The organism is Nitratireductor sp. B36, assembly GCF_020833685.1.
Lineage (GTDB): Bacteria > Pseudomonadota > Alphaproteobacteria > Rhizobiales > Rhizobiaceae > Nitratireductor.
Map to the genome: position 1 here is coordinate 897,108 of NZ_JACKZY010000003.1, position 25,663 is coordinate 922,770.

The 25,663-nt window shown below is 59.1% G+C and carries 22 protein-coding genes; 18 read left to right on the top strand and 4 right to left on the bottom strand.

The window, feature by feature from the left end:
• Window positions 1–46: 46 nt before the first annotated feature.
• Window positions 47–2,776, bottom strand: coding sequence for a preprotein translocase subunit SecA (gene secA, locus H7H48_RS16125; RefSeq protein ID WP_229450043.1), 2,730 nt, complete (start codon window positions 2,774–2,776; stop codon window positions 47–49).
• Between the two features lie 243 nt (window positions 2,777–3,019).
• On the opposite strand from secA, the gene H7H48_RS16130 reads away from it, so the two are divergent.
• The 6 genes from H7H48_RS16130 to H7H48_RS16155 all read left to right on the top strand — a co-directional run bounded on the left by H7H48_RS16130 (window position 3,020) and on the right by H7H48_RS16155 (window position 7,258).
• The gene (locus tag H7H48_RS16130; RefSeq protein WP_229450044.1) at window positions 3,020–3,931 is read left to right on the top strand and encodes a peptidylprolyl isomerase; all 912 of its coding nucleotides are present in this window, start codon (window positions 3,020–3,022) and stop codon (window positions 3,929–3,931) included.
• A gap of 173 nt (window positions 3,932–4,104) precedes the next feature.
• A complete protein-coding gene (gene argJ, locus H7H48_RS16135; RefSeq protein ID WP_229450045.1) occupies window positions 4,105–5,346 on the top strand; it encodes a bifunctional glutamate N-acetyltransferase/amino-acid acetyltransferase ArgJ in 1,242 nt (413 codons plus the stop codon).
• A 3-nt stretch (window positions 5,347–5,349) separates the two neighbouring features.
• Complete coding sequence (locus tag H7H48_RS16140) at window positions 5,350–6,129, top strand: GNAT family N-acetyltransferase (protein ID WP_229450046.1); 780 nt, start codon at window positions 5,350–5,352, stop codon at window positions 6,127–6,129.
• 32 nt (window positions 6,130–6,161) lie between these two features.
• Window positions 6,162–6,575: an 8-oxo-dGTP diphosphatase MutT gene (gene mutT, locus H7H48_RS16145; protein ID WP_229450047.1), complete on the top strand. Its 414-nt coding sequence runs from the start codon at window positions 6,162–6,164 to the stop codon at window positions 6,573–6,575.
• A 121-nt stretch (window positions 6,576–6,696) separates the two neighbouring features.
• Window positions 6,697–7,017, top strand: a complete 321-nt coding sequence (locus H7H48_RS16150; protein WP_229450048.1) for a hypothetical protein — start codon at window positions 6,697–6,699, stop codon at window positions 7,015–7,017.
• A gap of 76 nt (window positions 7,018–7,093) precedes the next feature.
• A complete protein-coding gene (locus tag H7H48_RS16155; protein ID WP_229450049.1) occupies window positions 7,094–7,258 on the top strand; it encodes a Flp family type IVb pilin in 165 nt (54 codons plus the stop codon).
• 26 nt (window positions 7,259–7,284) lie between these two features.
• Here H7H48_RS16155 and H7H48_RS16160 read toward each other — a convergent pair whose 3' ends face one another.
• Window positions 7,285–8,154, bottom strand: coding sequence for a methyltransferase domain-containing protein (locus tag H7H48_RS16160; protein ID WP_229450050.1), 870 nt, complete (start codon window positions 8,152–8,154; stop codon window positions 7,285–7,287).
• Between the two features lie 127 nt (window positions 8,155–8,281).
• Here H7H48_RS16160 and H7H48_RS16165 point away from each other — a divergent pair, with 127 nt between their 5' ends.
• The 4 genes from H7H48_RS16165 to H7H48_RS16180 are packed head-to-tail and all read left to right on the top strand — an operon-like array spanning window position 8,282 to window position 10,600.
• The gene (locus H7H48_RS16165; protein ID WP_229450104.1) at window positions 8,282–9,025 is read left to right on the top strand and encodes a ComF family protein; all 744 of its coding nucleotides are present in this window, start codon (window positions 8,282–8,284) and stop codon (window positions 9,023–9,025) included.
• Window positions 9,026–9,051: 26 nt separating this feature from the next.
• A complete protein-coding gene (gene grxC, locus H7H48_RS16170; RefSeq protein WP_229450051.1) occupies window positions 9,052–9,318 on the top strand; it encodes a glutaredoxin 3 in 267 nt (88 codons plus the stop codon).
• On the top strand, window positions 9,315–10,178 hold the full coding sequence (locus H7H48_RS16175) for a carbon-nitrogen hydrolase family protein (protein ID WP_229450052.1): 864 nt from the start codon (window positions 9,315–9,317) through the stop codon (window positions 10,176–10,178). The genes grxC and H7H48_RS16175 overlap by 4 nt, the downstream gene beginning before the upstream one ends.
• Window positions 10,175–10,600 (top strand): DUF1178 family protein, encoded by a 426-nt coding sequence (locus tag H7H48_RS16180; protein ID WP_229450053.1) that lies wholly within the window; start codon window positions 10,175–10,177, stop codon window positions 10,598–10,600. The genes H7H48_RS16175 and H7H48_RS16180 overlap by 4 nt, the downstream gene beginning before the upstream one ends.
• Window positions 10,601–10,606: 6 nt before the next feature.
• Here H7H48_RS16180 and ubiG read toward each other — a convergent pair whose 3' ends face one another.
• Window positions 10,607–11,356, bottom strand: a complete 750-nt coding sequence (gene ubiG / locus H7H48_RS16185) for a bifunctional 2-polyprenyl-6-hydroxyphenol methylase/3-demethylubiquinol 3-O-methyltransferase UbiG (RefSeq protein WP_229450054.1) — start codon at window positions 11,354–11,356, stop codon at window positions 10,607–10,609.
• Window positions 11,357–11,646: 290 nt separating this feature from the next.
• Here ubiG and H7H48_RS16190 point away from each other — a divergent pair, with 290 nt between their 5' ends.
• The 8 genes from H7H48_RS16190 (at window position 11,647) to H7H48_RS16225 (ending at window position 23,111) form a co-directional block, all read left to right on the top strand.
• Window positions 11,647–12,921, top strand: coding sequence for an aspartate kinase (locus H7H48_RS16190; RefSeq protein ID WP_229450055.1), 1,275 nt, complete (start codon window positions 11,647–11,649; stop codon window positions 12,919–12,921).
• A gap of 74 nt (window positions 12,922–12,995) precedes the next feature.
• A complete protein-coding gene (gene ptsP / locus H7H48_RS16195; RefSeq protein ID WP_229450056.1) occupies window positions 12,996–15,266 on the top strand; it encodes a phosphoenolpyruvate--protein phosphotransferase in 2,271 nt (756 codons plus the stop codon).
• A gap of 21 nt (window positions 15,267–15,287) precedes the next feature.
• Entirely contained in the window at window positions 15,288–16,367 is a 1,080-nt protein-coding gene (gene prfA / locus H7H48_RS16200) for a peptide chain release factor 1 (protein WP_229450057.1), read from the top strand.
• On the top strand, window positions 16,360–17,244 hold the full coding sequence (prmC, locus tag H7H48_RS16205; protein ID WP_229450058.1) for a peptide chain release factor N(5)-glutamine methyltransferase: 885 nt from the start codon (window positions 16,360–16,362) through the stop codon (window positions 17,242–17,244). The genes prfA and prmC overlap by 8 nt, the downstream gene beginning before the upstream one ends.
• Before the next feature lie 319 nt (window positions 17,245–17,563).
• Window positions 17,564–18,265, top strand: coding sequence for a DUF4167 domain-containing protein (locus tag H7H48_RS16210; protein WP_229450059.1), 702 nt, complete (start codon window positions 17,564–17,566; stop codon window positions 18,263–18,265).
• A 213-nt stretch (window positions 18,266–18,478) separates the two neighbouring features.
• A complete protein-coding gene (gene clpB / locus H7H48_RS16215; RefSeq protein ID WP_229450060.1) occupies window positions 18,479–21,100 on the top strand; it encodes an ATP-dependent chaperone ClpB in 2,622 nt (873 codons plus the stop codon).
• 24 nt (window positions 21,101–21,124) lie between these two features.
• The gene (locus H7H48_RS16220; protein WP_229450061.1) at window positions 21,125–21,490 is read left to right on the top strand and encodes an MmcQ/YjbR family DNA-binding protein; all 366 of its coding nucleotides are present in this window, start codon (window positions 21,125–21,127) and stop codon (window positions 21,488–21,490) included.
• 130 nt (window positions 21,491–21,620) lie between these two features.
• On the top strand, window positions 21,621–23,111 hold the full coding sequence (locus H7H48_RS16225; protein WP_229450062.1) for a L,D-transpeptidase: 1,491 nt from the start codon (window positions 21,621–21,623) through the stop codon (window positions 23,109–23,111).
• Between the two features lie 144 nt (window positions 23,112–23,255).
• Here H7H48_RS16225 and H7H48_RS16230 read toward each other — a convergent pair whose 3' ends face one another.
• Window positions 23,256–25,193: a M23 family metallopeptidase gene (locus tag H7H48_RS16230; RefSeq protein ID WP_229450063.1), complete on the bottom strand. Its 1,938-nt coding sequence runs from the start codon at window positions 25,191–25,193 to the stop codon at window positions 23,256–23,258.
• Window positions 25,194–25,663: the final 470 nt, after the last annotated feature.

A 25,663-nucleotide genomic window follows, 5' to 3' on the forward strand; every position in this document is an offset into this window, starting at 1 on the left:
AAGCCGGGTTTACCCCGGCTTTTATATGCAGGTCTGGGCAGACGCCTCAGGCGAAAGCGCCGTGGCAATGCTTGTACTTTTTTCCGGAGCCGCATGGGCACGCTTCGTTTCGGCCCACCTTGCCCCAGGTCGCGGGGTCGTTGGGGTCGCGCTCCTCCGCAGGGACGACGCTGTTTTCGCTGCGCGCGAGCGCTATCGTCTCGCTATCTGCAAACTCGTCCTCTCCGGTCGAGCCGTCAATGTGATGAGCCTGCATATCCGGTGTTTCCGGTGGCGGTGCCTCCGCAGCCTCCCTGACCAACTCCACACGCATGAGCTGCGAGGTGACCACCTGGCGCAGATTGCTGAGCATCGCCTGAAAAAGCTCGAATGCCTCGGATTTGTACTCGTTGAGCGGATCGCGCTGCGCGTAGCCGCGGAAGCCGATAACCGAGCGAAGATGATCGAGATTGACCAGATGCTCGCGCCACAGGCTGTCGAGCGTCTGCAGAAGAATGGACTTCTCCACATAGGTCATGATCTCGGGGCCGAAGCGCTCGGCCCGGTCCTTGGCCGCGGCCTCTGTCGCCTCGCTGATCCGCTCGCGGATGTCGTCTTCGGCAATGCCTTCTTCCTGAGCCCACTCATCGATGGGGAGATCCAGATTGAGCGACGCTTTTACTGCTTCGCGCAGTTCCTTCGTTTCCCACTGCTCAGCATAGGCTTTCTCGGGTATATGCCGTGCAACCAGATCGTCGATCGTGTCCTGGCGCATTTCGGCGACTGTCTCTGACAGATTTTCTCCGTCCATGAGTTCGAGACGTTGTTCGAAAACGACCTTGCGCTGGTCGTTCATCACATCGTCGAACTTGAGCAGATTCTTGCGGATGTCGAAGTTGCGGGCCTCGACCTTCTTCTGCGCTTTTTCAAGCGCCTTGTTGATCCAGGGATGGACAATGGCTTCGTCTTCCTTGAGGCCGAGCTTCTGCAGCATCCCGTCCATCCGATCGGAACCGAAGATGCGCATCAGATCGTCCTGAAGCGACAGGAAGAACTTCGAGCGGCCGGGATCGCCCTGGCGTCCGGAACGTCCGCGCAGCTGGTTGTCGATGCGCCGGCTTTCGTGACGCTCCGTCGCCAGAACGTAGAGGCCGCCGGCAGCAAGCGCCTGCTCTTTCAGCCGTTTCACATCCTCGCGGATGGCCTGCTCCTTGGCATCGCGCTCGGGGCCGGGTTCCATGTCGCCCAGCTCTTCTGCAATTCGCATCTCCGGGTTGCCACCGAGCTGGATGTCCGTGCCGCGACCAGCCATGTTCGTGGCGATCGTGATGGCGCCGGGCTTGCCTGCCTGCGCGACAATAAAGGCCTCGCGCTCATGGTGGCGGGCGTTCAGAACTTCGAAATCCTTGATGCCTTCCTGCCGGAGTCGTTCAGCAAGAAACTCGGATTTTTCAATCGAGGTCGTGCCGACGAGGATTGGCTGCCCCTTGGCGCTGGCTTCCTTGATCTCCCGGACAATGGCTTTGTATTTCTCTTCGACGGTCCGGTATACCTCGTCATCTTCGTCAAGGCGCTGGATCGGCAGATTGGTCGGGATCTCAATGACTTCGAGACCATAAATATTGCCAAACTCCTCCGCTTCCGTCGATGCCGTGCCGGTCATGCCGGCGAGCTTGTCATACATGCGGAAATAATTCTGGAAGGTGATTGAGGCGAGCGTCTGGTTTTCAGGCTGGATTGCCACCTTCTCTTTGGCTTCCAGAGACTGGTGGAGCCCTTCGGAGAAGCGGCGGCCCGGCATCATGCGCCCGGTAAACTCGTCAATGATGACGATTTCGCCGTTGCGAACGATGTAATCCTTGTCGCGTTGGAAAAGCTTGTGCGCTTTCAAGGCATTGTTGAGGTGGTGAACGATGGCGACATTCTCGATGTCGTAAAGCGAATCACCTTTGAACAAGCCCGCTTCGCGCAGCATGTTCTCTATTTTTTCCGTACCTTCTTCCGTGAAGGTCGCGGTGCGCTGCTTCTCGTCGACTTCATAATCCTCTTCCACCAGATGCGGAATGAAGGTGTCGATCTTGTTATAGAGTTCCGAGCGGTCGTCCAGCGGACCAGAGATGATAAGCGGGGTACGAGCCTCGTCGATAAGAATCGAATCGACCTCATCCACGATCGCGAAGGAATGCCCGCGCTGCACCATCTGATCGCGCTCATATTTCATGTTGTCGCGCAGATAGTCGAAGCCGAGTTCGTTGTTGGTGCCGTAGGTCACGTCACACGCGTAGGCCGCGCGGCGTTCCTCATCCGACATGCCATGTACGATGACGCCGGTCGTCAGGCCTAGGAAGCCATAGAGCCTGGACATCCACTCGGAGTCGCGCGTGGCCAGATAGTCGTTGACCGTGACCACATGCACACCCTTGCCCGAAAGAGCATTGAGGTAGACAGGAAGAGTGGCGACAAGCGTCTTGCCTTCACCAGTCTTCATCTCGGCGATGCAGCCTTCATGCAGCACCATGCCGCCAATGAGCTGCACGTCGAATGGCCGCATGCCGAGGGCCCGCCGCGAAGCTTCACGGGCCACGGCGAATGCCGGAACAAGAATATCGTCGAGCGACTTGCCTGCGGCCAGCTCCTTGCGGAACTCTTCCGTTTTTCCGCGCAATGCCTCGTCGGACAGCGCCTTCATTTCGTCTTCGAGCGCGTTGATTGCGGCGACACGCGGGCGGAAACCCTTGACGCGACGATCATTGGAGGAGCCGAAAACCTTGCGGGCGAGACCGCCGAGACTGACCATCCAGTGGTCCTTTCACTTCCTGACAGACGGCACAGGTGAAGCAGGGATCAACCCCGATCGTGCCGAGCGAGAGCAATTATTTTACGATCAGCGCCCGGAAAACGGTTCTGGACGCAGGACATCAGGACAGATAAGAGGGGCCAAGAGTGATGTCAACGCCGCGTTAAACATGCGCTCTTGCGCAAAATTCCGCCATATTCCTGGGCGGTTTGGGCAAATTCTGAATCACGAACGGAGAGTTTCATGCTGAAATCGTTTCGCCGTTTCCTGGCCGTTCAGGTTGGGGCCGGTCTGACGCTGGCCGCCGTAGGCTTCATGCCTGCCTATGCTGCCGATGCCGACGTCGTCGCCACAGTCAACGGTATGGAGATAACGGAGGGCGATTTGGCCGTCGCTGGTGAGGAGTACGGCGCGCAGTTCGGAAATCTGCCTGAACCGCAGCGTCGCGCAGCACTGCTCTCCGCATTGATCGAGATCAGGCTTCTGGCCTCTCAAGCCGAGGAAAAAGGTCTGGCGGATAGCGAGGCCTTTGCCAAGCGTCTTGAGTTCCTGCGTCAGCAGGCGCTGCATGCAGCCTTTATTGAGAAGGTTGTCGATGGCGCGGTAACCGAGGAACAGGTGCGCGCCAGCTATGACAAGCAGATCGCGGAAGCCCCGGCTGTCAACGAGGTGCGGGCCCGCCACATTCTCGTAAAAACCAAGGAAGAAGCCGAGGCGATCATCAAGCAGCTCGAAGAGGGCGGCAATTTCGAAGAAATCGCCAAGGAAAAGTCCACCGACGGTGCGGCGGCCAATGGCGGGGATCTCGGCTATTTCACTTCTGGGCAAATGGTGCCGGAGTTTGAAAAGGCCGCCTTTGCGCTCAATCCGGGTGAACATTCGAAGGAACCGGTCGAAACTCAATTTGGCTTCCACGTCATCAAGGTCGAGGACAAGCGCGCCAAGCAACCGCCGGCATTCGATGCTGTGAAGGATCGGGTGCGGTCTTTGCTGGTGCGTGAGAAATATGTCGAAGAAGTTTCTGCTCTTCGTGATGCTGCCGAGGTTGATGTCAAGGATCCGGCTCTCAAGGAGTTCATTGACGGGATCGAGAAACAGCGTGAAGGGGCGGCCTCCGGGAATGGCGATGCTGCTGAGCCGGCGAAGTCCGAATAGGGACTGACGATAGCGCAATCTGAAAGCGGCGGGCGTTAGACGTCCGCCGCTTTTTCTATTTACGATAGTGGGCGCTCCGCCACACCAGCGCGGATCTGGATTCGGCTTGCGTCGGAAAAAAAACTCGGGCAGACCGACATGCACCACAAATCGCAAATTTGGTAAGTCTGGCCATGTCCGCTGCAGTTTCTCCCCTCGCTCCAAAAAAATATCCGACCATGCCTGTTGTGGAAGGCGTGCGTATCGCAACGGCCGAAGCCGGTGTGAAATACAAGGGACGAACGGACCTCCTGACGATGGTCTTCGAGGAGGGCACAACGGTGGCCGGAGTGTTCACCCGCTCCAAATGCCCCTCCGCTCCCGTCGAATTCTGTCGTGATAACCTGGCGGGCGGGACCGCGCGTATCCTGGTGGTAAACTCTGGCAACGCCAATGCTTTTACCGGGAAAAAGGGCCGTGCCACGACGGCGGCTGTTGGAGAAGCTGCGGCCAAGGCGGTCGGCGCGGGAAAAGACACGGTGTTCATGGCGTCCACCGGCGTGATCGGAGAACCGCTTCCTGCCGAGCGTGTTACCGGATTCCTGAACGCGATGGTGGCCGATGCGAAGCCGGAGGGCTGGCTGGCGGCTGCTAAGGCCATTATGACCACGGACACCTATCCAAAAGTCGCCACCGCCACTGTTCGGATGGGCGAGGTGGATGTGGTCATCAACGGTATCGCCAAGGGTGCTGGCATGATCGCGCCGGACATGGCGACCATGCTTTCTTTTGTGGCCACTGACGCGCCGATCGCAGCGCCTGTGCTGCAGGAGCTTCTCTCAAAGGGAACGGGCAAGACGTTCAATGCCGTTACGGTCGACAGCGACACCTCCACCAGCGATACATTGATGATGTTTGCAACGGGGGCCGCGGCCAGGCGCGGTGCGCCGACTATCACGGATGCGAAGGATCCCAATCTTGTGGGGTTCCGCCGAGCGCTGAATCGCATTCTGAAGACCCTTGCCCTCCAGGTCGTGCGCGATGGCGAGGGCGCACGCAAGCAGCTCGAGATCACGGTTACCGGCGCGAAATCATCTCGTTCGGCTAAGAAGATCGCTCTATCCATCGCCAATTCGCCGCTGGTGAAAACAGCTGTGGCTGGTGAGGATGCGAATTGGGGGCGGGTGGTCATGGCCGTTGGAAAGGCTGGCGAACCAGCCGAACGTGATCTTTTGTCGATCTGGTTTGGGGATATTCGTGTGGCTCATGAGGGCGAACGCGATCCCGACTATTCCGAAGAGGCAACCTCTGCCTATATGAAAAAGGATGAGATTGCGCTGCGCGTGGATCTCGGCATCGGGCGCGGCAAGGCCACCGTCTGGACCTGCGACCTGACCAAGGAATACGTTGCCATCAATGGCGACTATCGGAGCTAGGGTGTGCCAGGCCAGGTGAGGCAGGACGTCAAAAAGGATTTCGCCGTCATTCGCCGCTTTGAAGCGGCAGGTTTGCGTGCATGGCCCGCAGAAACCGTAGCCTATGACGGGACCTGGGTTCTGCGATTGACGGCGGGTCATCCCGCGAAGCGTCTGAATTCCATCAATCCGCTTGATCCGGGGGATTATCGGAATCTCGAAACACGCATCGAACGGGCGAGGGAGCAGTTCAGCGCCTATGGGCGACCGGTGACTTTTCGGCTATCTCCACTCGCAGCTCCGGAGATCTCCAGCTATCTCGATCAACAGGGGTGGAACACCCTTGGGCATTCGCTTGTGATGGCACTCGATCTCCAGGATGCCGACTTGTCCGAAGCCATGGATCAGATTCCGCTCAAGGACCGCCGGCGTTTTGTCAACGCGACGCTTAAGGTGCACGGCTATGAAGAGCTTCACCGAGCCGGTCTTTCCCGGGTCATCGGTGCGATCCGGCCTGAGACCGGGCTTTTCGTTCTGGAAAAAGGCGAGGAGCCGGTGGCCACCGCGATTTGCGTGCATGACAGCGACCTGGCCGGTCTGTTCGAGATCGCGACGAGACCTTCCTGGCGTAGGAAGGGTTATGGGCGCCGTGTTCTGCTTTCAGCGCTTAAATGGGCGCAAACGCACGGTGCTGAGCGCGCGTGGCTACAAGTGGAAGCTGGAAATGACGTGGCTGTGCGTCTCTATCGCGCGCTCGGTTTCCGGGAAATCTATTCGTACCATTATCGTCAGCCCCGGACCTGACCGTCGCCGCCGGCTGAGAGGAAACGCACTCCATGAACGACCAGTCTAAACGTATTCTTCTTGTGGCGGCCTGCGCTTTGGTTGATCCCGACGGGCGGGTGCTTCTTGCCAAACGGCCGGAAGGGAAGGCTCTGGCGGGGCTGTGGGAGTTTCCGGGCGGAAAAGTTGAAGCAGGAGAGACGCCGGAGAACACGCTCGTTCGGGAGCTCCAGGAGGAACTCGGGATTGAGACCAAGGTGGCCTGCCTGGCGCCGCTCACCTTTGCCAGTCACACCTATGAGGATTTCCACCTGCTGATGCCTCTTTATGTCTGCCGCCGTTTCTGGGGCACGCCACGGGCCCAGGAGGGGCAGGAGCTGAAATGGGTGCGGCCCCGCGACATGCGCGATTATCCGATGCCGCCGGCGGATGCGCCGCTGATACCTTTCCTCATCGATCTACTCTAAATCGTCCAGCCTGTTTCTCCGCCCGGTCAGGGTTAAGCCTTCGTTTACGCAACAGTGACAAGTTGATTGTGGGCGCGCGCCGCATTCGCGGCTGGGTTTAACCTTGCGGTGAGGGGTTGTTATGACATTCAGCGATGCAAGTGATGTGGAACGCGCGGACTGGACCGCGCGGGCTGGTCATATGGGGATGGGTGCCCTTCGGGTCGCATTGCTGTTTGGCACCGCAGGCGTTGCGCTTGCGCTTATCCTGACACCGATCGCCGAAAAGCGTACCCGTTCGCATGTGGCGCAGATCGGAGCGCCGTTCGGCATAGATCCGATCACCACCGCCTCCACCAAACGTGACGGCCGAAACTACACGATCCGAAGAAGCGTGCTGCAGCCATCCCGCAATTCTGTATGCGTTATCCATCAGGATGGCTTGCATAGCGGGGACTGCTGACGAGGCACCTGGAGGTCTCAGGGTTTCTTAAGTCTTTCCGCTTAATGTCGTCCTTTATTCAGGGGGAGACCCGGAAATGGGATGTCAGTTTTTCAAGGACAGATCAGGCGCGACTGCGATTGAATATGCGTTGATCGCGGGTTTGATTTCGCTCGCTATTGTTGTCGGCGCAACCCAGACGGGCAAGCAGCTTTCGGCCACCTATCAACACGTAGCGGATCAGGTTAAGCCCGCTGACTAGCACCGTCCCGGCCTCCCGAAACGGGGCTATTTCTTTTGGCTGTTTTCCAAGGCGTCCTTCAAAGACATCTTGGCGCTTCCGGGAGCCAGTGGCTTCTGCTGGGATTCATGCGGGGCCCAGCCGGACATCCAGACAATGTTGAAGCTTGCCCTGATGCGTCCGTCGGGATCGGAGAAACGCTCCGCATAAAGCTGCGCCGCGCGCATGAAAAGCGCGCGTGTCGCCGGCTTGCGGGATCGGGCAGTGAGGATACTGGTCGCGCCCATGGATCGCAGATCGCGCATCAGATCGAACATGGTCGCATAGCGCACCGTGACGGTTTCCAGATCGGCCACTGGTAGCGCGAAGCCCGCCCGTTGAAGAAGGCCGCCCACATCACGAACATCCGCGAAGGGGCTCACGCGCGGTGCTGCGCCTGCAGAAAGTTCGGTCTCCGCAGCCAGCAAAACCTCACGCAATTCCTGGAGTGTGCCGGCGCCGGCCATGGCTCCCAGAAACAGCCCGTCCGGTTTCAGCGCGCGCCGGATTTGCGCAAGCATGCCAGGGACGTCGTTGACCTCGTGCAGATTAAGAAGCGAGACGATGAGGTCAAGACTGGCTGGCTCCATTGGCAATGTTTCAGCATTTGCGATCCGCCCGTCGCCATCGAGAAACGCGGGATCCGCTTCGATGCGGGTGACGATTTTTGTCTTGCCGCCTGAAAGCATTGCGCGCGCCGCATCATTCGTAAGGCAGAATACGGCAGCGGCTTGATCGAACTGCCGGTCCACGGTCGATAGCCGCTCTTCCAGATCGTCTGCGACCCGGTTCATCAGGAAGCGCGCGCCCGGGTCGCCCTGTTTCAAGGCGCGCTTCTTGCGCAGAAGGGCCAATTCGCTGTCGAAGAGTAGTTCCATCGATCATTCTCCGTTTGAGGATGCGCCATCGCATAAAATTGCTATGCTCGCAAAGCGCAAAGCCTCGGGGACGTGCTGACTTGGGGGGATCGTGGTGGCTGCGGGTGTTTCGCGATTATCGGTTTTGATGACGGGTTGGCTGCAACGGGCGCTTTTCCCGCCTGTGTGCGTTGGTTGCTCGAGCCTGGTCACGGAACCAGGGACGCTTTGCCCGTCCTGCTGGGGACGGTTGCGTTTTCTGGAGAGACCATGGTGCCCGGTGATGGGGACGCCATTTTCTCTTGATCTCGGCTATGCCATACTTTCTGCCGAAGCGATCGCATCTCCGCCACCCTTCGCACGGGCGCGATCAGCCGTGGTGTATGAGGGAGTGGCGCGGGGGCTGGTGCAGGCGCTGAAGTTTCGGGATCGAACGGATCTCGCTCCCTGGATGGCACGATGGATGCTCCGCGCCGGTGCTGAACTCACGCCGGAGTGCGATCTGGTGGTCCCGGTTCCTTTGCATCGTGCCCGTTTCCTGTCTCGACGGTTCAATCAATCGGCAGAACTGGCGCGTGCAGTTGCGCGTGGTGCGGGGCTTTCCTACGCACCTGAAGCGCTGATCCGAAAACGCCGAACGCGCCAGCAGGTCGGATTGGGCGCTCGAGAGCGCGAAGCGAATGTGCGCGGCGCCTTTCATGTTCCTGATGCGGCTCTGCCTCACGTCAAATCACGACGCATCCTTCTGGTGGACGATGTCTACACGACCGGTGCGACGGTGGCGGCTGCAGCGCGCATATTGAAAAGGGCCGGTGCCGGGCAGGTCGATGTGTTGACCTTTGCGCGTGTTCTGCCTGGGGACTTCCGGGCCGAGGATCAAGGCCCTATATAAGCCCCGTGAAGAGTATGGGACCGACTATGGCTAATGTGACGATCTATACCCGGATGATGTGTGGCTTCTGTAGTGCGGCCAAGCGCTTGCTCGACAGCAAGGGGGTTGCCTATACGGAGCACGATGCCAGTTTTTCCGATGAACTGCGGCAAGAGATGATCCAGCGTGCGAATGGTCGCTCGACTTTTCCGCAGATTTTTATCGGCAATACCCATGTGGGCGGCTGCGACGAACTTCATGCGCTTGAGCGCGATGGAAAACTCGATGCCTTGCTTGCGGAGGGACAAGCATGAGCAAGCTCATCGCTGCAGCTCTTCAAATGCGTTCCGGCACGGAGCCGGAGGCGAATGCCGATGCATTCGAGGCTCTGGTGCGGGAGGCGGCGGGGCAGGGCGCTGAATATGTACAAAGCCCTGAAATGACGGGCGTTCTTGTGCGCAGCAGGGAAGATCTGAAGTCGCGGATTGCCGGCCCGCGCGGGACGCTGGTGATCGATCGGGCACAGGCTCTCGCGCAGGAATTGTCGATCTATGTGCACCTTGGCTCCACAGCCGTAGCTCTCGATAATGGACGTGTGGCTAACCGAGCCTTTTTATTCGGACCAGAAGGTCGATTGATCACCACCTACGACAAGCTCCATATGTTCGATGTGGATCTCGACAATGGCGAGAGCTGGCGCGAATCTGCCACTTATGCCCCGGGGGATCGGGCTGTTGTGGCCGATCTTCCCTTCGGTCGGCTTGGCTTTGCCATCTGTTACGATTTGCGCTTCCCGCAACTTTTCCGGGCGTTGGCACGGGCTGAGGCCCAGGTGCTGACCGCACCGGCCGCCTTCACGCGCCAGACTGGTGAAGCGCACTGGCATGTTCTGGTGCGATCTCGTGCCATCGAGAATGGTGCCTTCATGATCAGTGCTGCTCAAGGCGGGTTGCACGAGGACGGACGCGAGACCTACGGCCATTCATTGATCGTCGATCCCTGGGGACGGATCCTGGCCGAGGTGAGTGGAGACGCACCGGGTGTTGCGATTGCCGAACTGGACCTCGATCGGGTGGCCGCGGCGCGCGCGAAGATTCCAAACTTGAAAAACGCGCGTGATTTCTCGGTGGCGCGTATTTCGGGCGGCGCTTCGACTGAGAGGAAGGCTTCATGATCAGTTTTAACCTGATCTGCGAGCACGACCACGCATTCGAAGCATGGTTTCGCAACAATGCGGATTTCGATGCGCAGAATGAACGCGGTCTCGTTTCATGCCCGCATTGCGGCACTTCCAGTGTGCAGAAAGCTCTGATGGCCCCGGCGGTTTCGACCGGCAAGCGACGCGAGCAGATCGCGCTCGCCATGGGCGAGCAGCAGAAGAAAGCGCTTGCCCAGCTTAAGGAACTGTCGAAGAAGGTGCGTGAAAATGCGGATTATGTCGGCGACCGGTTCGCCGAGGAAGCGCGCAAGATTCACTTCGGCGAAACCGAAGCGCGTGGCATCTATGGTGAGGCGACATCCGAAGAAGCTGCTTCTCTACTGGAAGACGGCGTCGAGTTCATGCCGTTGCCGCTGTTCCCCGACGATCAAAACTGATGCCGTTCAAGCGAGGGGTTTTGTCGCGGCGACCATGTAGTTGACATCCATATCGCGCGACCGCTGCCAGCGGTCGCCGAGCGGATTGTAGACAACGCCGGTGCGGTCGACGATCTTGATACCCGCTCCGGCGAGACCCTCTTCCAGTTCCTTCGGACGTACAAGCTTCTCGTATTGGTGTGTGCCGCGGGGCAGCCATCCGAGCACGTATTCCGCGCCTATGATTGCCAGTCCCCAGGCTTTCAGCGTGCGATTGATGGTGGCAACGAACATCAAGCCGCCGGGCTTCAGCATGGCGCCGCACTTGGCCAGGAACAGATCCACGTCGGCAACGTGCTCGACCACTTCCATGTTGAGAATGATATCGAAGCTTTCACCGGCGTCGGCCAGGGCCTCTGCGGTGGTGGCGCGATAATCTATGGAAAGCTTGCTCTGCTCGGCATGAATCTTTGCGACTTCGATGTTGGTTTCGGAGGCGTCTGCACCGACCACCTCTGCACCGAGACGCGCCATGGGTTCGCACAAGAGCCCGCCGCCACACCCGATGTCGAGCATGCGAAGGCCAGCAAAGGGCTTTGCCGCGTGGGGATCGCGGCCGAAATGAGCCGCTACATGGTCGCGTATGTAAGCAAGGCGAACAGGATTGAACTTGTGCAGGACCCCCATCTTGCCGGCCGGATTCCACCATTCAGCCGCAAGCGACGAAAAATGCTCGATCTCTCGTTTGTCGATTGTCGTGTGCTGCGCTTCGGACATGGAAAGCCCCTCGCTGGGTGTTGCTCTAGCCTGGACCATGAAGTCGGGATGTGGCGACGGATTGTCAAGTCGGGAATTGTCACACGATCCTCGGTGGGTCTGTTTGCGAGAATGGCACCGTTCACGACCGCGTGGTTTTTCGGGCTTTCGAACGCCGTTTCACATTGCTTGCAGATAATGGATCTTTTGGGTATGGAGTGCGCGGCGCAGGGTGGGGCTCCGCTGCTGCGTCGTGTTGTGGCCACTTCTTCTGGGTGGTTGGAATTTCCGAGCAAAGGCACTCCGTTCCCATGGCGCGCATCGTGATGAAGTTCGGCGGAACCTCCGTCGCCGATATCGACCGCATCCATAATGTGGCGCGCCATGTCAAACGCGAAACGGATGCCGGGCACGAGGTCGCCGTTGTCGTCTCGGCGATGTCCGGCAAGACCAATGAACTGGTTGGCTGGGCGCAGGCTATGCCCAAGGCGACGGGTGCTGAATCTCCATTTTTCGACGCGCGCGAGTACGACGCTATCGTTGCATCGGGAGAGCAGGTCACCAGCGGCTTGCTGGCGATCGCTCTCCAGTCCATGGGGGTTGACGCCCGTTCCTGGCAGGGTTGGCAGATTCCGATCCGTACCGACAACGCACATGGTGCAGCGCGCATCGAGGATATTGACGGCAGCGAGATCGTTCGTCGCATGGGAATGGGCCAGGTTGCCGTCGTCGCTGGTTTCCAGGGCATCGGTCCTGACAATCGCATCGCAACGCTTGGGCGGGGCGGTTCCGACACCAGCGCCGTTGCTGTCGCTGCTGCGGTGAAAGCTGACCGATGCGATATCTATACCGATGTTGATGGTGTTTACACCACTGATCCGCGCATCGAGCCAAAGGCGCGCCGCCTGCCGAAAATTTCGTTTGAAGAAATGCTCGAAATGGCATCGCTTGGAGCCAAGGTGCTGCAGGTGCGGTCGGTGGAACTGGCGATGGTGCACAAGGTCAGAACCTTTGTCAGATCGTCTTTCGAGGATCCGGATGCGCCGGGTATGGGTGATTTCGACAACCCGCCCGGTACGCTCATTTGCGATGAGGATGAAATCGTGGAACAGCAAGTCGTCACCGGCATCGCCTACGCCAAGGACGAGGCGCAGATATCGCTTCGTCGCGTTGCGGATCGCCCAGGCGTGTCTGCCGGCATTTTTGGCCCGCTGGCCGAGGCCAATATCAATGTCGACATGATCGTGCAGAACATTTCCGAGGATGGTTCGCGCACGGACATGACCTTCACTGTACCCTCAGGGGATCTGGAGAAGGCTGTCGCTGTTCTGGACAAGGTCCGTGAAACGATCGGCTTTGACGCGATCCAGTCGGAAGCGGGACTGGTCAAGGTTTCAGTGATAGGCATCGGGATGCGCAGCCATGCCGGCGTCGCGGCAATCGCCTTCAAGGCCCTGGCCGAGAAGGGTATCAACATTCGTGCGATCACCACGTCCGAGATCAAGATTTCGATCCTGATTGACGGTCCTTATGCAGAATTGGCCGTCCGCACTTTGCATTCTGTCTACGGTCTCGATAAGCAGTAGAAAACAACAACCCGAAAACCGGCTTCTGCCTGGCTCCTGCAAGCGGCTGGCATTGGCCAAGGGAGAGGGGTTCGATGCGAGATTCTGCCGGCGGCCCGAGGGTGCTGTTAAGGCGATTGCGGGAATTGATGGCCGAGGCGCTCGATCCACAAGAGCGGCTCGACCATATCGTTCGCGAAATTGCACAGAACATGGTCGCCGAGGTGTGCTCGCTCTATGTGCTACGCGCCGATTCGATGCTGGAGCTCTATGCGACGGAGGGTCTAAACCCGGGCGCTGTTCATTTGGCACAGCTTCGTCTGGGCCAGGGCCTTGTCGGCACGATCGCCGCCAGCGCACGCCCGCTCAATCTCTCCGACGCGCAAAAACACCCGGCTTTTACCTATCTGCCGGAAACGGGTGAAGAGGTTTATCACTCGTTCCTCGGGGTGCCCGTACTCAGGGCTGGCCGCACACTTGGTGTTCTCGTGGTGCAGAACCGCACCATGCGGCATTACCGCGAGGACGAGATCGAGGCTCTGGAAACGGTGGCAATGGTCATTGCCGAAATGATCGCGACCGGCGATCTGGCAAGACTGACGCGTCCCGGCATAGAATTGGATCTCAGTCGTCCCGTGAGCATGACTGGCCTGCCCTTCAATGAAGGGGTCGGACTGGGGCATGTGGTGTTGCACGAGCCACGCATCGTCGTCACTGCGCTGTTCAATGAAGACAGCGACGTCGAGCTTGGCAGGCTCGAAACCGCACTCGATTCGCTCAGACTTTCCATCGACGACATGCTTTCTCGGCGCGATGTTGCCTTCGAAGGCGAGCATCGTGCGGTTCTCGAAGCCTACCGGATGTTTGCCAATGACCGTGGCTGGGTGCGGCGGCTGCAGGAGGCGATCAACAACGGTCTTACTGCGGAAGCCGCGGTCGAAAAGGTGCAGAGTGACATGCGCGCGCGCATGATGCACATGACCGACCCCTATCTGCGCGAGCGAATGAGCGATTTCGACGATCTCGCCAATCGCCTGTTGCGCCAGCTCATGGGGCGGGGTCCGGATGCGCTGGCGGAAATATTGCCAAAGGACGCCATAATCGTTGCTCGTTCCATGGGGGCAGCCGAACTGCTGGATTATCCCCGTCAGAAGCTGCGCGGGCTCGTTCTGGAAGAGGGCGCCCCCACAAGTCACATTGTTATCGTTGCCCGCGCCATCGGCCTGCCGACTGTCGGTCAGGTAAAGGGTGCCGTCTCCATGTCGGAGAATGGTGATGCGATTATCGTCGATGGCGAGGACGGGCAGGTGCATCTGCGCCCGCAGGCGGACGTCGAGGAAGCCTATGCCGAAAAAGTGCGTTTCCGTGCCCGGCGTCAAAAGCTTTATCAGGAGCTGCGCGACCGCCCGACAGAAACGAAGGATGGAGTTCCTGTCGACTTGATGATGAATGCAGGGCTCGCCGTCGATCTGCCGCAACTGGCACAGTCGGGCGCTGCCGGCATCGGGCTTTTTCGCACTGAACTTCAGTTCATGGTGGCGGCAGCTTTTCCAAGGGTCGAGGCGCAGGAGCGACTTTACCGGGAAGTGCTGGAAGCGGCCGATGGCAAGCCCGTCACGTTCCGCACCATCGACATTGGCGGCGACAAGGTGCTTCCTTATTTCAAGGGCGCGCAGCATGAGGAAAACCCGGCGCTGGGCTGGCGCGCCATCCGACTGACGCTGGACCGTCCCGGATTGCTGCGTACGCAGATCCGTGCGCTTCTCAAAGCGGCAGGCGGGCGTGAGCTGCGCATGATGTTGCCGATGGTCACCGAAGTGAGCGAAGTGCGTCAGGCCCGCGACATCATTGACCGGGAGGTGCGCCATCTTTCACGCTTCGGCTATCTCCTGCCGACGCGGCTCAAGATCGGTGCCATGATCGAGGTGCCCTCGCTTCTGTGGCAGCTTGAAGAGCTGATGCAGGCTGTGGATTTCGTTTCCGTGGGCTCGAACGATCTGTTCCAATTCGTTACGGCAACAGACCGTGGCAACACACGCATCGCCGACCGGTTCGATCCTCTGAGTGTGCCCTTCCTGCGCATTCTGCGCCAGATCGTGCGCGCTGGCGATAAATCGGGAACGCCGGTGACACTGTGCGGTGAACTGGCGGGACGGCCGATTTCGGCAATGGCCTTGCTCGGAGTGGGTTTCCGCTCCATCTCCATGGCGCCGGCGGCCATCGGCCCGGTAAAGGCAATGCTTTGCGAACTTCCCCTGTCGGACCTCTCGGTCGTCATGGAGGAAGCGCTTGCCAATCATAGCGCGTCGACAGATATTCGCGCGTTGCTGCGCGATTTTGCGAACAAGCACTCAATTGCTCTCTAGAACTGACAGGCTTTCCCGTCGATGACCGACTTGCCGCGCGACCGCATGGACCAGGTATTGAAACGTTTCGAGCTTATCGAAACGCAAATGGCGGCCGGCCCGGAGCCTGATGTGTATGTGAAGCTCGCATCCGAGTATTCGGAACTGCAGGAGGTTGCGGGCAAGATCCGGGAGTTGCGTCAGGCAGAATCAGAACTCGACGATCTCAAGTCAATGCTCGCCGATCCGGCCACCGACAAGGAGATGCGCGAGCTCGCTGAAGCCGATCTCGAGGATGTCGAGCAGCGCATCGAGGCGTTGCAAGAAGAGATGCAGATCCTTCTCCTGCCGAAGGACGAAGCCGACGACAAGAACGCCATTCTGGAAATTCGAGCGGGCACGGGCGGCGATGAGGCCGCGCTCTTCGCAGGTGATCTCTTCCGCATGTATGAACGTTATGCCTCGGAAAAGGGCTGGCGGGTCGAGGTGGTGTCCGCCAGCGAAGGAGAGGCGGGTGGTTACAAGGAAATCATCGCCACCGTCTCGGGGCGCGGCGTGTTTTCCCGCCTGAAGTTCGAATCCGGCGTTCACCGGGTGCAGCGCGTTCCGGCCACGGAAGCGCAGGGGCGTATCCACACGTCCGCGGCCACCGTGGCCGTATTGCCGGAGGCCGAAGAGATCGACGTGGACATCAAGCCGGACGACATCCGCATTGACACGATGCGCGCCTCGGGTGCCGGCGGCCAGCACGTCAACACCACCGATTCGGCGGTGCGTATCACACACATCCCGACCGGGATCGTCGTGTTGCAGGCAGAGAAGTCTCAGCATCAGAACCGGGCCCGGGCCATGCAGATCCTGCGCGCGCGGCTGTTTGACATGCAGCGCATGAAAGCGGCTGACGAGCGCTCTGAGGCACGACGTCTACAGGTTGGTACCGGCGATCGTTCCGAGCGCATACGCACCTATAATTTTCCGCAGGGGCGGCTTACGGATCATCGTATCAACCTCACGCTCTACAAGCTGGATCGGGTGATCGAAGGCGATCTCGATGAAGTGATTGATGCTCTGATCTCGGATCATCAGGCAAAGCTGCTCGCGGAAACCGGGGCAGATGGCTGACGCGGAGACGCTTGGCGCGCTTCTGTCATGGGCGCGAAGTGAGCTGGCGCGTGCCGGTATTCCCGAGGCAGCACTCGATGCGCGTCTTCTGGTCGAGCATGTCACGCAGACCACACGGCTCGATGCCATCGCGCGCCCCGAGAGCCCGGTCAGCGAGGCAGAGCGCGATCTCGCGCAAAAACTCATCGATCAGCGCATCGCCGGCAAACCCGTGCACCGGATCCTTGGCTTCAGGGAGTTTTACGGGCTCAATTTCAAGCTTTCCGACGAAACGCTGGAGCCTCGTCCCGACACAGAAACGCTCGTTGAACTGGTGCTGGAAGAAGTACGCCGTCTCGGCGGTGAGGATCATCCGTGGCGCATTCTCGATTTGGGGACCGGCACGGGGGCGATTGCCCTTGCTCTGCTCAGTGTCTTGCCTGAAGCCCGCGCTATAGGCGCAGATATTTCTGCCGGTGCGCTTGCAACTGCACAAGCCAATGCCGATATGAATGGTTTCGGGCACCGGTTTGAAGCGCGATTGTCGGACTGGTTCGGCAATATTGACGGTCGGTATGATATCATCGTCTCAAATCCGCCCTATATTCGTGAAGATGATTGGTGCGACCTTGCCATAGAGGTCCGAGAACATGATCCGCGACGCGCGCTGGTTGCCGGTCGGGATGGTCTGGATGCATACAGGCGGCTTGCTGCCGAGAGCTCGGCATTTCTGTCGTCAGGTGGCTTCCTCGCCGTGGAGATCGGGTACAACCAAAAGGAGAGTGTGGCTGGCCTTTTCACGGAACACGGCTTCCGTTTGAAAACGCACGGTCAAGACCTCGCCGGGCATGACCGGGTGCTGGTTTTCGCTCAGGAAACACCTCGTGAACAAGGTTGAAAAAAAGCTTGGCATTGCAAAAGAATGCCGCTAGGTTCCGCCTACCGGATGGGACGAAGCAGACAGCACCGTTATCGATTCGGTTCCCGAGGACCAGCTGTCGTGAAGGGCGTTTATCGCCTCTGCTTCTTTGCGGGGATTGTCCGGCAACTGATTTGAAGCGGAACAGCAATGGCGTTGGCGCCCGCAGAATGCGGTGCGGCATAGAGCCAAGGGGAGATGTGAGACTGCTGGCTTCCCGCCATCGTCCGCCATCTGAAAAGAGTATCGTTTCAAAAATCTGTCTCGAACAAGCAGTCTCAAAAACCAAGAGAGTCGAATGAGGCCACAACAGCAGAACAGGCGCATGCGCGGTCGCGGCAACAACAACCGCAAAGGCCCAAACCCTTTAGCGCGCAGCTATGAGAGCAATGGCCCGGACGTGAAAATCCGCGGAACGGCACAACAGGTGGCAGATAAGTATGCTGCTCTGGCGCGCGATGCGCAAAGTTCCGGTGATCGTGTGATGGCCGAGAATTATCTGCAGCATGCGGAACACTACAATCGTATCATTGCCGCTGCCCAGGCACAGTTGCAGCAACAGCAGCAGACGCGTGAAAATCGTGACGATGCTGATGATGGCGACGAGCAGGATGCTGCCGAAGCCAACAATGGTGGCCACAAGCCTCAGCGCCAGAAACGCGTCGACGACGGTTCCGGCCCGCAGCCCGATATCCAGGGTGTGCCGGCCGAGCTGGCCCTGAACGGCGAGGAGAGCGGCGCTGGCAATGGTCACGCGTCTGGCGGCATGAACGGTAGCGCAGACGATGAAAAGCCGAAGCCTGCGCGTCGCAGCCGGAAACCCGCAGCCGCCAAGTCGGAAGATGGCGATGAGGCGCAGGAAGGCGAAAAGCCCGCCAAACGCCCCCGTCGGACCCGTGCCCGCAAGAGCGAGGATGCAGACGGCGGTGATGGCAGCGGTGATGGCAATGAAACAGCGCCTTCCGCCGCTGTGCCGGAAGAGATTGCAGCTCAGGGCTGAACAAAGCGTTCTTTGAAATAATGACGGCGGGGCTTCCCCGCCGTTTTCATTTGGTCTCCATCTTGTGCCGATAGGGATATGTTCCCATATCTCAATCAGTTGGGCTTGCCACACCGGACCGTGATAATCTGACCGCATCACGGTTTATGGGAGCCCGTCGCATTAATCGTTGCCGGTGCTGCAAAGCAGGCTGGCAGGGAAATGGAGACACTTATGAACTTTGAAAAATACTCAGAGCGCGTGCGCGGATTTGTTCAGGCTGCACAAACCTTTGCGCTCACCAGCAACCATCAGCAATTTACCCCGGAGCACCTGCTCAAGGTGCTTGTTGATGATGAAGAAGGCCTTGCGGCATCGCTGATCGAGCGTGCAGGTGGGCGGGCTGAGGATGTGCGCCTCGGCGTCGAAGCGGCGCTGAAAGCTATGCCTCAGGTGGAGGGCGGCAACGGCCAGCTTTATATGGCTCAGCCGCTTGCGAAAGTTTTTTCGACTGCCGAGGAGCTGGCCAAGAAGGCCGGTGACAGCTTTGTCACGGTCGAGCGTTTGCTGACCGCGTTGGCGGTCGAAAAATCAGCGAAGACCGCTGATATCCTTGCACGGGCAGGGGTGACCCCGACGGCACTCAATCAGGCTATCAACGATATTCGCAAGGGCCGCACTGCCGATTCGGCGAGCGCCGAACAGGGATATGATGCGCTCAAGAAATACGCGCGTGATTTGACTGCGGACGCCCGTGCCGGTCGGCTCGACCCTGTCATTGGCCGCGATGACGAAATTCGGCGCACGATCCAGGTTCTCTCCCGTCGTACCAAGAACAACCCGGTTCTGATCGGAGAGCCAGGCGTTGGCAAGACGGCCATTGCCGAAGGGCTCGCCTTGCGTATCGTGAACGGCGATGTGCCTGAATCTCTCAAGGACAAGCAGTTGATGGCGCTTGATATGGGCGCTCTCATTGCCGGCGCGAAATATCGCGGCGAATTTGAGGAGCGGCTGAAGGCCGTTCTCTCGGAGGTGACGGCGGCCGACGGCAACATCATTCTCTTTATCGACGAAATGCACACGCTTGTCGGTGCCGGCAAGGCCGATGGCGCCATGGACGCTTCGAACCTGCTCAAGCCTGCGCTTGCGCGGGGTGAGCTGCATTGCGTGGGCGCCACGACGCTCGATGAGTATCGCAAGCATGTAGAGAAGGACGCAGCACTTGCGCGCCGTTTTCAGCCGGTTTTCGTGAAAGAGCCGACTGTTGAGGACACGGTTTCGATCCTGCGTGGTTTGAAGGAGAAATATGAGCAGCACCACAAGGTGCGGGTTTCCGATTCTGCCTTGGTTGCCGCCGCTACGCTTTCCAACCGTTATATCACCGACAGGTTTCTGCCCGATAAGGCCATCGATCTGGTGGACGAGGCAGCGTCCCGACTGCGCATGCAGGTGGATTCAAAACCGGAGGAGCTTGATGAGATTGACCGGCGCATCATGCAGCTGAAGATCGAGCGTGAAGCGCTGAAGGCGGAGAAGGACGAGGCCTCGCGCGATCGCCTCGCCAAGCTCGAAACCGAGCTGACCGATCTGGAGGAAGAATCGGCGCGCCTGACCAGCCGTTGGGCTGCCGAAAAGGATAAGCTCGGCCTTGCTGCAGATCTGAAGAAGCAACTCGATGAAGCGCGCAATGAACTGGCCATTGCCCAGCGCAAGGGTGAATTCCAGCGCGCCGGTGAACTGGCCTATGGACAGATTCCGGAGCTCGAGAAGAAACTGGCCGAGGCTGAGGCTCAGGGCGAGGAAGAAGGCGCCGCCGGCATGGTCGAAGAGACCGTCAAACCGGATCACGTCGCCCACATCGTTTCTCGCTGGACCGGCATCCCTGTTGACAAGATGCTTGAAGGAGAACGCGAAAAACTTCTCCGCATGGAAGATGAACTCGCCAGGCGCGTCGTTGGCCAGGGAGAGGCCGTACAGGCTGTTTCCAAGGCTGTCCGCCGTGCCCGTGCAGGTCTTCAGGATCCCAACCGGCCGATCGGCTCATTCATGTTCCTCGGCCCGACAGGCGTCGGCAAGACGGAGCTGACAAAGGCGCTGGCCAGTTTCCTCTTCGATGACGAGCAGGCCATGGTGCGTATCGACATGTCGGAGTTTATGGAGAAGCACTCCGTGGCCCGGCTTATCGGCGCTCCCCCCGGCTATGTCGGCTATGAGGAAGGCGGTGTCCTGACAGAGGCGGTCAGACGCCGGCCTTATCAGGTCATCCTTTTCGACGAGATCGAGAAGGCGCATCAAGACGTGTTCAACGTGCTGTTGCAGGTGCTCGACGACGGACGCCTCACGGATGGCCAGGGCCGCACGGTGGATTTCCGCAACGCCCTCATCGTGATGACATCCAACCTTGGTGCCGAGTACCTCGTCAATCTTGGTGAAGGCGACGATGTCGACAAGGTGCGCAGCGAGGTGATGGATGTGGTCAAGGCCTCGTTCCGGCCGGAATTCCTGAACCGGATCGATGAGGTAATTCTCTTCCATCGTTTGCGTCGTCAGGACATGGGACAGATCGTTGAGATCCAGTTGCAGCGTTTGGAAAGCCTGCTTGCGGATCGCAAGATCACGCTCGATCTCGATAGCGAAGCAATCGAGTGGCTGGCCAACAAAGGCTACGATCCTGCCTATGGCGCGCGCCCTCTAAAGCGCGTGATCCAGAAGGAGCTTCAGGACCCGCTGGCAGAAAAGATCCTGCAGGGAGAGATATTCGACGGGACCACGGTGAAGGTCACGGCAGGGTCCGACCGGCTTATTTTCCGGCCTGGCAAGGCCTCTGTCGATGAGCAGGCCGGTCAGGCTGCATAAGCACAATGTAGGGGAGGGCGGCCCATGCAGATCGAACAATACAACGCGGTTTGCGGTGCCCTCCCTCACACGACCCATGTCGTTCAGTGGGGCGGCGCGCATGTCTGGAAGGTGGGCGGAAAAGTGTTTGCCATTGGTAGCCATGCCGGCGATGGAACGCTTGCTGTCTCCTTCAAATGTTCTGAAATCGCATTCGATGTTTTGAGGGAACAGCCGGGCCTGCGTCCTGCACCTTATCTGGCTTCGCGTGGAATGAAATGGATCCAGAGACAGTCTGTTGAAGCAATGGATGATGATGCCCTTGCGGATTATCTGGCTGAAAGCCATCGGATCGTGGCGTCGGGGCTGACGCGTAAGGTCAGGCGGGAGTTGGGATTGGACCCGGTTTGACGGCGCCGCGAAATTGCCACAACCCTCGCCATCTTCACGTCCGGTTCATCTCCTATGGTAAATCATTCGTCAAATGGGCGAATCGCTCGCGAGGCGAACAGCCTGTCCGTGTGGGATGAGTCGAGGGGCGATGAACGTGAAACTGAATTTGCTGACCGCTTTGTATCTGGTTGCCGCGCCGTCCTCAGCATGGGCCGTGATGCCGGAAGTCGAGTTGTGGCGCGATGGCGCGGCATTTCACTCGAACAACGGGCGTGCAGGCGGCCAGGCTATTCTTGATGCCGAGCCGTTGGAAACCCCCGTCCAGCTCGTTCAGAATTACGATTTCGACGTCTATATAGATCAGTATGGTCGTGAAATCATCGTGGACGCCTTTACCGGCGAGGTGGTGGAAATCCGCCCACCGGCGCCGGACCGGAGGCAGTATGATCGTCGACCCTCGCGCCCTCGCGAGTTCGACGGCCAGGTTTATGATTTCTCTGATCCCCGTGAGGTCGATCGATATCGGCGTGACCGCGGCCGGGCGCGCAATGCACCCGACAATCGCTATTCGGACCCCTATGCGAACGCGCCTCGGTATGACGATCGTGATGTTTATCCGGAGAACCCGAACTACGGTCGTGAACCCATCGAGCGGTCTCCGCTTGATGCGCCAAGCCCGCGTGACAACATGGCTGCAATCCCCGACGAGCGTTCCGGGGTCAATAATTCCGGATCGGGTGATGCTTCCGGTGCGCCGGTTCTGCCAAAAGACAACGCGGTGGTAATGCCGCGCGGGGTCAGTGAAGATGTGACCCGCTTCCAGGTGCTGCTCGACCGGGTCGGTGCTTCACCCGGCGTGATCGATGGGCACACGGGTGACAATGTAAACAAGGCGATCCGGGCTTATCGTGAGATCACGGGACAGACGCTCAGAACTTACGACAAGGAATGGATCGAGGCCGAGCTGGAACGCACAGGCGGCCCGGCCTTTGAGGAATACACCATCACCGCCGAGGACGCCGCCGGGCCTTACATTGCGTCCGTTCCCGCAGACTATGCCCACAAGGCGCAGCTTGATGCCTTGTCCTATACGTCCGTCACCGAGATGCTCGCAGAGCGCTTTCACATGGATGAGAAGTATCTCATCGCGCTCAATCCCGATGCCAATTTCAATCGGCCAGGCACGATCGTCAAAGTGGTCAATGTCGGGAAGCCCATGAAAGCGAATGTCACCCGCATTGTGGCAGACAAAAGTGCGAAGCAATTGCGGGCCTATAATGAGGACGGTCAGCTTGTGGCCGCCTATCCCGCTACCATCGGTTCATCTGATACGCCTTCACCAACGGGTACGCACACGGTAACCCGGATCGCGCTCAATCCGGAATACACTTACAATCCGAAGATCAATTTCAAACAGGGCAACAATGACAAGGTGCTGACCATTCCGCCGGGTCCCAATGGGCCAGTGGGGTCTGTCTGGATCGCCTTGTCGAAGCCGACTTACGGTATTCACGGCACACCGGATCCATCAAAGATCGGCAAGACTGCTTCCCATGGATGTATCCGATTGACCAATTGGGATGCCGAAGAGCTTGCAAAGCGCGTCAAGCCAGGGGTGACCGTCACATTCGTTGAATGATGACGGAGCCGCCGGTCAGGGGCTGTGTTCGTAGGGAGCTCTCAAGCGCGAGGGCTCCTGCTTGGCTCCATGACGCCCGCTTTATCCAGCAGATAATCGTCCATTCGCCTGACGGCTCAAGCTCGACGAGGCCTGGCGTTGTAATTAACTGCCGCTCGATGCCACCGAAAGCGGGGCGTCCTCGTTCTCTTTCAACAATTCATCAATGCGGCTGCGCTCGCGTTCGAAAGCCAGCAGATCTTCACCCTTGAGGCCGCGATTGTCGGGCAGGCGCACACGCATCGGATCGACCTTGGTGCCGTTGACGATCATTTCGTAGTGAAGATGGTTTCCTGTCACGAGGCCGGTCGCGCCGACATAGCCAATGACCTGGCCCTGGCGCACGCGCGCGCCCGCCGTCACACCTTTGGCAATGCCGCTCTGGTGGTTGTAGGAGGTCTTGAACCCGTTATTGTGTCGAATAATGGTCTGGCGACCATATCCGCCGGCCCATCCTGCCTTTTCCACCACGCCATCGCCGGCAGCGATGATCGGAGTGCCGCGTGGCGCGGCCCAGTCGACACCCGTATGCATCTTGCTGTAGCCAAGAACCGGGTGACGCCGCATTCCAAACCCTGATGTGAAACGACCGTTCGGGACGGGATTTCTCAGCATGAAGCGCTTTGCGCTGCGGCCATCCTTGTCGAAATAGTCGACGGTCCCGTCGTCAAACTGGAAGCGGTAGAAGGTGCGCGTGGTGCCGCCAAAACTCGCCTTCACATAAAGCAACTCGGACTGATCTGTGGCATTCTTGTCCGCGTCAGGGGCGGAGAAGAAGACCTCCAGCTTGTCGGTGGGCGCAAGGCGCGACTGGAAATCCACATCTGCTGACAGGAGTTTCACCAGGCGCTTCGTCATGTCCGGCGTCAATCCATAAGCGTAAGCTGCGCGGTAGATCCCGTCATACACTCTCGGAAGATCGGATCGTGGCATGCGGCGCGGCGCGGTCGGGTGGTCAAGCGCTGCCAGCAAAACCGGATTCATTTCCGGTTCTTCCGCCGGCACATATTGTTCGCGGTCATCCAGGGCGATGGTGACAATGTGCTTGCGGCCTTCATAAACGCTGGTGCGAACCACCCGGCTTTTCTCTCCGCGCATCTCGACGCCCACACGCAGCAAGGTGCCCGCCTTCAGGTCGGGAGCATTGAGAAGCTTGGTGATCGCCTCGACCATCCCGTCCACATCCGTGCCCTTGTAACCGGACTGGGCGAAAACATCGGCGATCGCCCGTTCGGTTCGAAACGGGATCAGGTCCTCGGCGAACTCGGGTGCGGTTTCACGTGCGGTTCGGGCTGCAATCGATACATTCTCTGGAATGATCCGGGCGCTGAAAGCTGCCAGCGCCTGCGTTGAGAGCGTGTCTCCAAAACGCTGCGGATCCACGTAATGCAGCGCTGCGACCTGCACGTCGCCGTCCGTCAGGATCGCGCCCGTGTTGCGGACTGCCACCTCAACCTCCTCCGTGCTCAGGCTGCGGGCGGTGCTGAAGTCGGAAGAATGCAATGGGAAATCATGGCTTTTGAGGCTGACTTCGCTTTCCACCTTGGCGCCGTAGATCAATCCGGTCCGGGCGGTGCTTGCTGCGCCATCCTCGGCGAACACCGCAAGCGGGTCGAAAGGCGGGTAATCCTTTTCCGTCGGATGATTGGCCGTGAGTGCCATCTTGGCATAAACGAAAGGCAGTGTGCGGATCACATCGGTGTCACCGCTGCGCATGACCGTGGAGACTTCCATCATGCGGCGGTCTTCGCCGCGGCTGATGGTATGTGGGGTGACAAGCCGGGCGGTTTTGGCGGCTTCGCCCTCGGGATCAGACATCTCGCCGAGCAGGGCGATCTCGGGAGGCGTGGCAAGTTGCTGCCTTCCGTCGAGCGCGGCAGACAGGGCAACCCCCATGAGAACCGTTGAGGTGACACCGGTCAGGAATGTGCCGATCAGCCAGCGTGCGGAGATTTCGCGCCGATCGGGAGGACCGCTGCGTCCATCCGCTATCAAAGGGGCGTCATCGCCGATGATCTGTTCCAACGGGCTGTTGCTGCTCATTACCGATAGCGTCCTGATGTCATGGCATTGTTCTTATGGTCTTGTGCCCATGGAGCGGTGCGAAACACACAAAAGGCGCGCCCTGGTTCGGTGAACAAGCAAACACTGCGTCGCATCGCTGCGCCGGAGAACGATGATGAAAGAGGCTCTTCCCCAACCCTCTCAGTCATGAATACCTGATCAATATAATGAGCGTCCAAATGCGTGATCGGGACGCTTCCGCTCAGTGAAATCACATCCCGCATCTATTTATCAAATTCGACTCTAATGTGACGATGCGATGAATGGCAACAGTTAGCGGAAACTGCCCGCGTCACGAGAATTTCCGGGCGGGGAAATGCGTGTCGTAAAAAATTCAAAAAAGTTGGAATCGGGCGTTGACACTCTGCGGCTGTCCGGCCTATATACGCCTCACCAACGAGGGCGGCACGCCGCTGGCGGCGCTGAGGTTCGGCCTTGTTGGAGAAATC